The following is a 9,919-nucleotide window of genomic DNA, read 5'->3' as shown; positions in this document are numbered from 1 at the left end:
CCCCGGCCCCGACCGGAGCCCCGCCGCCCAAGAAGGGCGGCTTCGGCGCCGCGCTGTGGCGCTGGACGAAGCGGCTCCTGGTGCTGGGCGTCGTCGGGCTGGTGCTCCTCATCGGCGTGTGCGTGGGCACGTACGTCTACTTCAGCCGCGACCTTCCCTCCGTGGAGTCGCTGCGCAACTACCAGCCGCCGCAGGTGACGAAGGTGACGTGCGCGGACGGCTCGCTCTGCGCGGAGTACGCGCTGGAGCGCCGCACGCTCGTCCGGATGGAGGACCTGCCCCCGCACGTGCGCAACGCGTTCCTCGCCGCCGAGGACGCGGACTTCTACAAGCACGAGGGCCTGGACCCCTTCGGCATCCTGCGCGCGGGCGTGAAGAACCTCATCCCCGGCAGCCGCAAGTCCGGCGCGTCCACGCTCACGCAGCAGGTCGTGAAGAACATGCTGCTCACGCCCGAGCGCAGCCTGGGCCGGAAGATCCGCGAGTGGATCCTCACCCCGCGCCTGGAGCAGGCGCTCACGAAGGATCAGATCCTCAGCCTCTACATCAACGGCGTGTACTTCGGGCAGCGCCGCTACGGACTGGAGGAGGCCGCGCTCTACTACTTCGGCAAGCACGCCAAGGACCTGACCGTGGGCGAGGCCGCCGTGCTCGCGGGCACCGTGCAGTCTCCCCACCGCATCAACCCGGTGGCGAACATCACCCGCGCCAAGGCGCGCCAGCGCTACGTGCTGGAGCAGATGGCGGGCCAGGGCTTCGTGCCTCGCGCGGTGGTGGACGCGGAGAAGGACAAGCCCATCGTGCTCGCGCCGCGCAAGACGGTCAGCGCGGGCGCCTACTACGCGGAGGAGATCCGCCGCACGCTGATTGAACGCTACGGCGAGAAGATGGTGATGGAGGGCGGCCTGCGCGTGGACATCGCGCTCGTGCCCAAGCTCCAGGCCACCGCCGAGCAGGCCGTGCGTGACGGCCTGGAAGCCGTGGACCGGCGCCAGGGCTACCGGGGCGCGCAGGGCAAGCTGGAGGAGGCGCAGTGGAAGCGCTACCGCGAGCTCATCGTCCAGCGCATCGACGAGGCCGGCCGCCGGCAGAAGGACCAGGGCTATGTCGCGGACCTGGCGCCGCTCGCCCAGCCGCTCGCCGCCGCCGCTCCGGAGGCCAAGACCCCCACCACGCAGGAGGTGGAAGGCGCCGAGGAGCAGCAGCCCGCCGCCCTGGCCGCGGACACGGACTCGGAGGAGGAGGAGGCCCGGTCGCCGGAGCGCGAGCGCGTGGGCCAGGTCCTCCTCAAGCCGATGGAGGAGGGGCTGCGCCTCACCGGCTACGTCATGGAGGTGGACGCGAAGCGCAACGTGGCGCGCGTGGACCTGGTGGGCCGCACCGCGGAGGTGTCCTTCGATTCCGTCGCCTGGGCGCGGAAGAAGAAGAAGAGCGCGCCGAAGAACATCTCGGACGTGTTCACCCCCGGGGAGCTGGTGTTCGTGCGCGTGCTCAAGGCCCCTCCCGCGCCGGCCTTCGTGGAGGCCACGTTGGATCAGGTGCCCGTGGTGCAGGGCGGGCTCGTGGTCATCAACCCGGCCAACCGCAACGTGGTGGCCATGGTGGGCGGCTATGACGCGGAGCGCTCGTCGTTCAACCGCGCCACGCAGGCGAAGCGGCAGCCGGGCTCGTCGTTCAAGCCCTTCATCTACGGCGCGGCGCTGGCCAGCGGCCGCTTCACGCCGCTCTCCATGGTGAACGACGCGCCGGAGTCCATCCGCGACCCGTACACGGGCAAGACGTGGCGGCCCAAGAACTTCGACGGGCGCTTCGAGGGCCCCATGACGCTGCGCACGGCGCTGAGCAAGTCGAAGAACACGGTGTCCGTGCGGCTCATCGAGTCGATTACCCCCGCGACCGCCATCGACTTCGCGCGCCGGGCGGGCATCCGCTCCGCGATGCCGGAGAACCTCACGCTGGCCCTGGGCACCGGCGAGGTGACGATGCTGGAGGCCGTCAACGCGTACGCCACGCTCCAGGCCAACGGCCGCTACGCGGAGCCGCTGACGCTGCTGCGCGTGCGCGACGCGAAGGGCACGGTGCTGGAGGAGCACCAGCCGGCCTTCGAGGAGACGCTGCCTCCCGCCGTGGCGTTCCTCACGACGTCGCTGATGCGCAGCGTGGTGGAGGACGGAAGCGCGCGCGCGGTGCGGGAGCTGAACCGGCCCGCCGCGGGCAAGACGGGCACCACCAACGAGTCCAAGGACACGTGGTTCAACGGCTACACGATGGACTGGGTGGCCAGCGCGTGGGTGGGCTTCGATGACAACTCGCCCCTGGGCAGCAGCGAGACGGGCGGCCGGGCCGCGCTGCCCATCTGGCTCAACTTCATGCGGGTGGCGGAGGACGGCCTGCCCGCCCGCGACTTCGAGGTGCCGCCGGGCGTCACCCAGGTGCGCATCGACCCCGTCACCGGGCTGCTCGCGGGCAACGCCGTTCCGGGCCGGATGGAGCCCTACCTGGAGGGCACCCAGCCCACCGCCGAGGCCCCGCCGCCCGGACAGGTGACGCCGGACAACTACTTCCTGGAGGAAGGTGGCAAAAGGGGGCTGTGAGTCGCTCGCTCCTTCCGCTGGTCCTCGCGCTCGCGTTCGCCCTGCCCGCCTTCGCGGAGTCGGACGAAAGCGCGCCTCCTGCCTCCGCCCGGCTGGCCCTGGCCGTGGCCGACGCCATCCGTGGTGCCCCCGCGGAGGCGCCCGTGGCCCTCTCCCTGTCCGGAAGCTCTCCCGAGCTGCGCCGGGCGTTCGGGACACTGCTCGCCGCGCGGCTCGCCGCGATGAACCTGGGGCCGGTGGTGCTGGACGTCCCGCCCGAGCGCGCCGAGGCCGCCGCCCGCGAACAGGGGGCCCGCTCGCTGGCGCGGCTCACGCTGGACGTGGAGGGCGGCGAGCTGGTGGCGCGGGGTGACGTGCTGGGCACGTGGGTGAACTTCTGGTCCGGCCGCACGCCCACGCGTCCGCCGAAGCCCGCCGCCGCCGTGGCCGAAGGTGTCGAGGCCGATGCCGCGGTGCTGGCGCTGGCGGCGGTGGGGACGCCGTCCTCGGGAGTGACGGGTCCGGGGCCCCAGCAGCGGCGGCCGGTGCGCCTGCTGGGCGCGGTGTTCGCGAGGCTGGAGACGCCGCTGGGGGCTCTGGCTGCGGGGGACCTGGATGGCGATGGCCGCGATGAAGTGGCCGCGCTCACCGAGCACGAGGTGGTGGTGTTCGGCGCGGACGGGCGGGTGCTCGCGCGGCGGGAGCTGGAAGGGGCCGCTGCCACGGCGACGACGCGCGAGCCGTTCGGAGCGCTGGCGGTGCTGACGGGGCCTCCGCGCCTGGCGGCCTGGAGCACGCGGTATGCGCGCGGCGAGGTGCTGGTGCTGGACAAGGCGAAGGGGACGCTGCGTCCGACGGGGACGCTGGACGCCGCGCCGCTGGGGACGGCGGAGCGCGGGGCGTTCGTGCCGGGGCAGACGGTGTTCGCGCCCGAGGTCCGGCTGGCGGACGGGCGGAGCCTCACGGTGCCCGCGCCCTTCGGCACGGCGAGCTTCGCGGCGCCGCGGATGCTGTTCGTGCACGCGGACAGCACGGCGTCGCTCTACGCGCGTCCCGCGTCCGCGCCGCTGAAGGTGTCCGGGCTGGGAGCGGGCAGCGCGCTGGGGGACCTGGATGGGGACGGGATGCCGGAGCTGCTCACCACGTCACCGCAGCTCCAGCCGTCGCCGGACGTGCTGCGGGTGCTGTCGTTGAACTCCGACGCGCCGATGGCGCACGAGCCCCTGTGGCAGGGAGCGCTCCCGCCGGGCCGGGCGCTGTACGTGGTGACGGCGGACCTGGATGGCGACAAGCGCCGCGAAGTCGTCGTGGGTTCGTGGAAGCCGGACGGCACGAGCGAGCTGTTCCTCCTGCGCCAGGGTGCACCGTGATGAAGGCTCACAAGCGCCACGAAGTCCTGGTGAGGCAGGTGCTCCGCGAAGCAGCGGCACCGCGGTATCGACGAGAGGGCACCGCGAGGATCCGCTCCGCCCTCGCGGGCCTCGTGCTGCTGACTTCCACTCCGGCCCTGGCGGCCAGCCGTCCGCGCTATGGGGGCGAGCTGCGGGTGGCGCACGCGGGGCCCCCTGAAATCGGAGAGCCCGCGCTCGCGGACACGCCGATGGAGGCCGCGCTGCTGGGCCTGTTGACGCGGCCCGTGTGCCGCGTGGATGCCGGCGGACAGGTGCACCCGACGCTGGCGCGCGAGATGACGCGCCCCGTGCCGCAGGCCCTGCGCTTGGCGATGCCCTCCGCGGCCAGCGCGACCGCCGTGGCCCGTGCGTGGACGCGGCTGTCCTCCACGGAGTCGCCGTCTCCGTATCGCGCGCTCCTGTACCCCCTGCGCGGCGATGGCCGTCAGGTGACAGCCACGGGCGCCACGCTGGACCTGGCGCTGGCGTTTCCGTGGCCCGACCTGGAGCGCTCGCTGTGCCACCCTGCCCTCGCGACGCCGCCGTCGCCCGCGTCGGGCCCCTTCAGCGCCGCGGGCCGTGGCGTGCTGGAGGCCCAGGCCTCGTGGCCCGAAGGCCGGCCGTACCTGGACCGGCTGGCGCTCACCGCCACGGATGAACGCGGCCTCGCGCGGCTGTGGTCCGCGCGGCAGGTGCAGGTGGCGCTGGGCACGCCGCCCGACGACAACACCTTCACGGGCGCCGCGCTGTACGCGACCTATCTGGCGTACTCGCCCCGGAAGGTGCCCGCGGACTTCCGCCAGGCGGTGGAGAGCGCCATCGACCGCGAGGACCTCACGCGGCTGTTCGTGAAGGGCCCCGCGGTGCCCATGGCGAACCTGCTGCCGCCCGCGTTGATGCCCCAGGCTCCCAGGCCCCGGCCCACTGCACCTCCAGCGGGCGCGACCCGAAAGGTGACGCTCGTCTATGACGCCGCGCTGACGGATCAACGCGCCGTGGCCGAGCGCATCCAGGTGAAGCTGCACGACCAGGGCTACACCGTCGCGCTGGAGCCCCAGTCGCGCGCCGCGCTGCGAAGCCGTCAGGCGAAGGGCGACTTCGAGCTGATGCTCAGCGCGTTCCTGCTGCCGCCCGTTCCCGGTCCCGCGCTGGCGGTGGTGCTGGAAGCAGGAGGACGCCGAGACCTTCTCGGAGTCGAGCTGCCGCCCATCGGGGCCCTGACGGACGCCGGAGCCCGGGATGCGCGAAGCCGTGAACGGGCCCTGGCGCTCGCGCCCTCCGTGCCGCTCATCCCGCTGTACGCACAGGGGCTCGCCCTGCGCGCGGCGCCAGAGGTGACAGGACTGGTGCTGGATGCCCAGGGCCTGCCCGTGCTCGAAGGCGCCTGGCTTGCTCCCGTCGAGGCCTCTGGCGGCGGAGGCCGGCCATGAGCCCTGCCGGCGCGGTTGCGCATGACGTGCCCAGGACCCGCGGTCGCGTGTACTCCTGGCGGCACAGGCCGGCCATGAGCCCCATCCACGCGGCAGTCCCCAGCAAGGACCGGCCCGCATGCGCCTGAGGACCCGGCTCGCGCTCGCCTTCGCCCTGCTCGCGCTGGTGCCGCTGGCGGTCGTCGTTCCCCTGACGCTGACGCGCCTGCGCGACACGCTGTCGCGTGAGCTCGACGCGCGCATGACGGCCGCCACCGCCTCCGCGCAGGAGTCCCTGGAGCGCTCCGCCGCCAACGCGCGCCGCGCCGTCGAGGAGCTGGTGGAGAGCCCCGCCATGGAGGACCTCGTGCGCGACGCGCGCACCGCTCCCCTGCGCGTCATCCAGGCCAACACCGCCGAGGGCCTGATGAAGAGCCGCGGCCTCACCGTGCTCGCGCTCTTCGACCGCAACGGCACCGTGCTGTCCTCCGGCCACCTGCCCGCCCGGCGCGGGGACCCGGACCCTGCCCTCTTCGCCGTGACGAAGGAGAAGTCCCCCAGGCCCGTGCCCGTGCGCGTGGACGTCCGGGGCGACGCGGGCCTGCGCCAGGTCCCCGCGCTCGTCACCGCGCGCCCCGTGGACTACGGCGACGTGCGCCTGTGGGCCGTGGGCGGCGTGGTGCTGGACGACGGCCTGGCCCAGCACCTGGCCCGCCTCACCCAATCCGACGTGACGCTCCTGTCCGGCGGCACCCAGGTCGCGCACGCGGGCAGCGCCGCCCCGCCCACCGTGGAGCAGGTGCTGCCCCTGGGCAACGTGGCCTCCGTGCGCCTCACCTTCAGCCGCGCCGCCGCGCGCGAAGCCGAAGAGGGCGTCATGCGCGCGTTCCTCCTCCTCGCGGGCCTGGGCCTGGGCTTCGCTGCGCTCCTGGGCCTGCTGGTGTCCCGCTGGATGACGCGGCCCGTGGAGGCCCTCACCTCCGGCGCCCGCCGCGTGGCGGAAGGCGCGCTGGACGTCCAGGTGACGGCCCGCGCCACCGGCGAGGTGGGCGAGCTGGTCCGGACGTTCAACCACATGACGTCCGAGCTGAAGAACACCACCGAGCGGCTGATGGCCACCGAGCGCATCGCCGCGTGGCAGGAGGTCGCCCGGCGGCTGGCGCACGAAATCAAGAACCCCCTCACCCCCATCCGCATGTCGCTGGAGACGCTGATGGCCGCGCACGAGGCGCGCCACCCCAGCTTCCCCACCCTCTTCAAGGAGAGCGCGGGCGTGGTGCTGGAGGAGGTGGAGCGGCTGCGGCGAATCGTGGACGAGTTCAGCCGCTTCGCGCGCCTGCCCAAGCCCCAGCTCGCCCCGGTGGACCTGAGCGAGCTGACCCAGAGTGTCCTGTCCCTGTACGCCGCGCCCCCCGAAGGCATCCAGCTGGTCCCCGCGCTCCAGACGGGCGTGGTGGCCCGCGCGGACCGCGACCAGCTCACCCAGGTGCTCGTCAACCTGGTGAAGAACGCGGAAGAAGCCATGACGGGCAAGGGCGGCGCGCTGCGCGTGCGCGTGAAGGGCACCGACGCGGACGCCATCGTGGAGGTGGAGGACGAAGGCCCCGGCATCCCCCTGGAGCACCGCGCCCGCATCTTCGAGCCCTACTTCACCACCAAGGACGGCGGCACCGGCCTGGGGCTCGCCATCGCCGCGCGCATCCTCCAGGAGCACGGCGGCCGCCTGGAGGTCGGCGGAGAGCCGGGCCAGGGCGCCCGCTTCAGCGTCGTGCTCCCCCGCGCGAGCTGACGGGCGAAGGCCCTACGCAAGAAGGCCCGGCACCTCGTGGAAGAGGTCCCGGGCCTTCGGGCACCACACGGTGGCTTTGCGGCCGTCAGTCCTTGACGGGCGTCGCCTTGAGGGCGGCCTTGCCCTCCTTCACGTAGACCTGGAAGCGCACCGTCTTGCACGCGTACTTCGTGACGAGCTGCTCCTTGTTCTTGCGCAGCTTCTGCACGAACTTGTCGTACGTCAGGCCGTCCGCCTGCTCACCGCAGCGCTCGCGCGTGGTGACGAACTCGCGGAAGACGTCCTGGAAGTGCTGCTCCTCCGACAGCGCCGCCGCCGCCGCGCCGTTGGCGCCCGGCATGGGCAGCGGCACCGCGTTGGAGCGCGGAGCCGGCATCGGGATGGCCTCCGACGTGGGCCGGGTGCTGGCCTGGAGCAGCTCGCGCGGAATCGCCGCCACGCGCGTCGTCTCCGGGGACTCCGGGTCGGAGGACTGCGCCGCCGCCAGCGCGAACGGATTGGCCGCCTGCTGGAGCGAGTACGCCGCCGTGGGCTGATCCTCGAAGGCGAACGCGGCGTGACGCGGCGCCGCCGGGGCAATGGGCTCGACCGCCGGAGCCGGGTGATCGAAGGGCATCGCGCCACCCTGCGCGTACGCCGGAGGCGGCGCGAACGGCTCAGCGGCCGGCGGCGGATAGGCCGCGGGCGGAGACGGGAACGGGAACGACTCCGCCCCGGCGAACGGATCCGCCAGCGGCGCGGCTGCCGGAGCCCCGAACGGCGACGGCGCGGCGGCCTGGGGAGGAGACATCGCGAACGGATCCGCCAGCGGCGCGGCCTGGGGAGGAGGCATCGCGAACGGATTCGCGGCCGGAGCCGGAGTGCCCGGGAAGGGGAACGCGTCCGCGCCCGCGAACGGATCCGCGGCCGGCGGAGCGGCCGACCCGAACGGGTTGGACAGGGGCTCCGCGGGAGCGGCCGACCCGAACGGGTTGGACAGGGGCTCCGCGGGAGCGGCCGACCCGAACGGATCCGCGGCCACGGGCGCCACGGCGGCCGGAGCCGGCGGCGACGTGGTGGCCGCGGGCTGCGCGGCGGGAGCGGACTGCTGAGCGGCCATCGCCGCGCCCCAGCCCAGCGTGTCCGAACCGCCCGACACGGACTCCTCTTCGGAGGCCTTCTTGCCCCCGCCCATCAGCGCCGTCCACACCAGGCTCAGCACGAGCAGGCCCGCGAGCGCGAGCAGCGCGGTGTGCTGGTACGCGGCCAGCGGGGCCAGCGTCGCCGCCGTCCCAGCGAGGACCACGACTTCATACGGCGTGCCCGTCAGCGCCTGGCGCGAGCCCACGAGCAGCGGCGCCTGGCCGCCCATCGCGTCGCCGCGCGTGAAGGCGGGCAGCTGCACCGGACCCAGCGCCTGGAGCGAACCCGTGTCCAGCACCGTGTCCTTCGAACCCACCGTCAGCCGGGGCAGCGAGCCCTCCAGCTTCTCCTTCTTCTCGCCGACGCCGCCCACCACCTTGTCGCCCTGCACGAGCCCCACCGCGGCCGCGCCGGACGCATCCAGCGCGCCCTGCAGCGCGGCCTCCGCGGCCAGGGGCGCGCCCACCACCAGCGTCACCGCCGGAGCAGGAGTCCCCTCACCGCTCCACGCGAGCGGCACGGACGCGAACACGTGCGGCGCCCCGAAGGCGTCCACCACGGAGGTGCCCGCCTTGGCGAGCGCCGCGACGTCCAGCGCCGCGGTGTCCGAGGAAGGCTCGGCGCCCGCGCGCGCATGGAAGACCGCGTCGCCGGCCACCACCGCCACCACCGCGCCCTGGAGCTCCTGGGGCAGACCGGCTTCCGCGGCGGTGCGCAGCGCGCCGAAGCGCTCCGCGGTGAGCGGCAGCATGCCGGCCGGCTCCTCCGCGTCCTTCGACGAACCGTAGCGGTCGCGCGGAGACTTCGGCGCGGGCGCGGGCGTCAGCGCGCGCACGGCGGCGGCCACCTGGGGGCTGCCGGCGAGCTTCAGCGCCAGGGATTGCACTTCCGCGCGGCGTGCATCCACGCGACGCGCGACCTCGCCGGTGCCCGACGCGGCCTGGAGTGCCGCACCTTCCACGGCGCGCGCACCCTGAGGCGCCGACAGCGTCGGGAGGTGAGCCAGGCCCAGTCCGAGGACCAGGAGTGCGAACAGCAGGAACTTGAGGCGGACCATCGCCGTCCTTTAGCCCAGGGGTGAGGGGTCCGCTTATAGCGTCCACCGTTCGACCCCAGCAAGGAACTGGCCCGAAGGAACCCGGGGGCCGGATGCCTGGCTGGCATCCGGAATTCCCGGGCCCTTCGGTCTGTCACGCCCGATACGACCGGTCGGCTGCTGCTAGTAGTTCGTCGCGTCGGCGTTGAGGTCGAACGGCATGCCGCTGTTCCCCGTGCCCTGGCGACGGCGCTCCACCGCGCGCTTGATGGCCTTCTCCAGGCGGTCACGCGTTGCGTCGATGGCCTGGAACAGCGTCTCCGACGTCTCCGTCACGTGAATGGATTCCAGGCCCGGCATGCGCACCGTCACCCGGCACTCCTTGTCCACGCCTCCCTTGGGCCCGTTGATGTCCACGAGCGCGATTTCAATCTCCGACGCCTCGTCCTGGGCGAACCGTTCGATATGCGCCACCAGATGCGTGTCCACGTACTGCTTCAGGTTGTCCGTCAGCCCCAGATGCACTCCCCGCAGCTGCACCTTCATGGATTCACCTCCGGGCACAAACATGGGCAGTCCCCCGCCCGCCCGTGAGGGGC

Annotated in this window: 6 protein-coding genes; 4 read left to right on the top strand and 2 right to left on the bottom strand. The window is 73.4% G+C overall.

Annotated elements, in window-relative coordinates; translation table 11 throughout:
- Positions 1-83 precede the first annotated feature (83 nt).
- The 4 genes from D7V80_RS37955 (at position 84) to D7V80_RS37940 (ending at position 7,162) form a co-directional block, all read left to right on the top strand.
- Complete coding sequence (locus D7V80_RS37955) at positions 84-2,594, top strand: penicillin-binding protein 1A (protein ID WP_370452607.1); 2,511 nt, start codon at positions 84-86, stop codon at positions 2,592-2,594.
- Positions 2,591-3,943, top strand: coding sequence for a VCBS repeat-containing protein (locus tag D7V80_RS37950; RefSeq protein WP_120592708.1), 1,353 nt, complete (start codon positions 2,591-2,593; stop codon positions 3,941-3,943). Before D7V80_RS37955 ends, D7V80_RS37950 begins: the two co-directional genes overlap by 4 nt.
- The gene (locus D7V80_RS37945; protein ID WP_233586033.1) at positions 3,940-5,394 is read left to right on the top strand and encodes an ABC transporter substrate-binding protein; all 1,455 of its coding nucleotides are present in this window, start codon (positions 3,940-3,942) and stop codon (positions 5,392-5,394) included. The genes D7V80_RS37950 and D7V80_RS37945 overlap by 4 nt, the downstream gene beginning before the upstream one ends.
- Positions 5,395-5,512: 118 nt before the next feature.
- Entirely contained in the window at positions 5,513-7,162 is a 1,650-nt protein-coding gene (locus tag D7V80_RS37940; RefSeq protein WP_120592707.1) for an ATP-binding protein, read from the top strand.
- Positions 7,163-7,247: 85 nt separating this feature from the next.
- Here the strand turns inward: D7V80_RS37940 and D7V80_RS37935 are convergent, their stop codons facing one another.
- Together D7V80_RS37935 and hpf are read right to left on the bottom strand one after the other, a co-directional pair.
- Positions 7,248-9,341 carry an MXAN_5187 family protein gene (locus D7V80_RS37935; protein WP_120592706.1) on the bottom strand — a complete coding sequence of 698 codons (2,094 nt, stop codon included), beginning with the start codon at positions 9,339-9,341 and terminating at the stop codon, positions 7,248-7,250.
- A gap of 162 nt (positions 9,342-9,503) precedes the next feature.
- Entirely contained in the window at positions 9,504-9,866 is a 363-nt protein-coding gene (hpf, locus tag D7V80_RS37930; protein WP_120592705.1) for a ribosome hibernation-promoting factor, HPF/YfiA family, read from the bottom strand.
- Positions 9,867-9,919: the final 53 nt, after the last annotated feature.

It is taken from the genome of Corallococcus sp. CA054B (assembly GCF_003611625.1).
GTDB lineage: Bacteria > Myxococcota > Myxococcia > Myxococcales > Myxococcaceae > Corallococcus > Corallococcus coralloides.
This window is presented reverse-complemented; position numbering and strand designations above follow the sequence as displayed.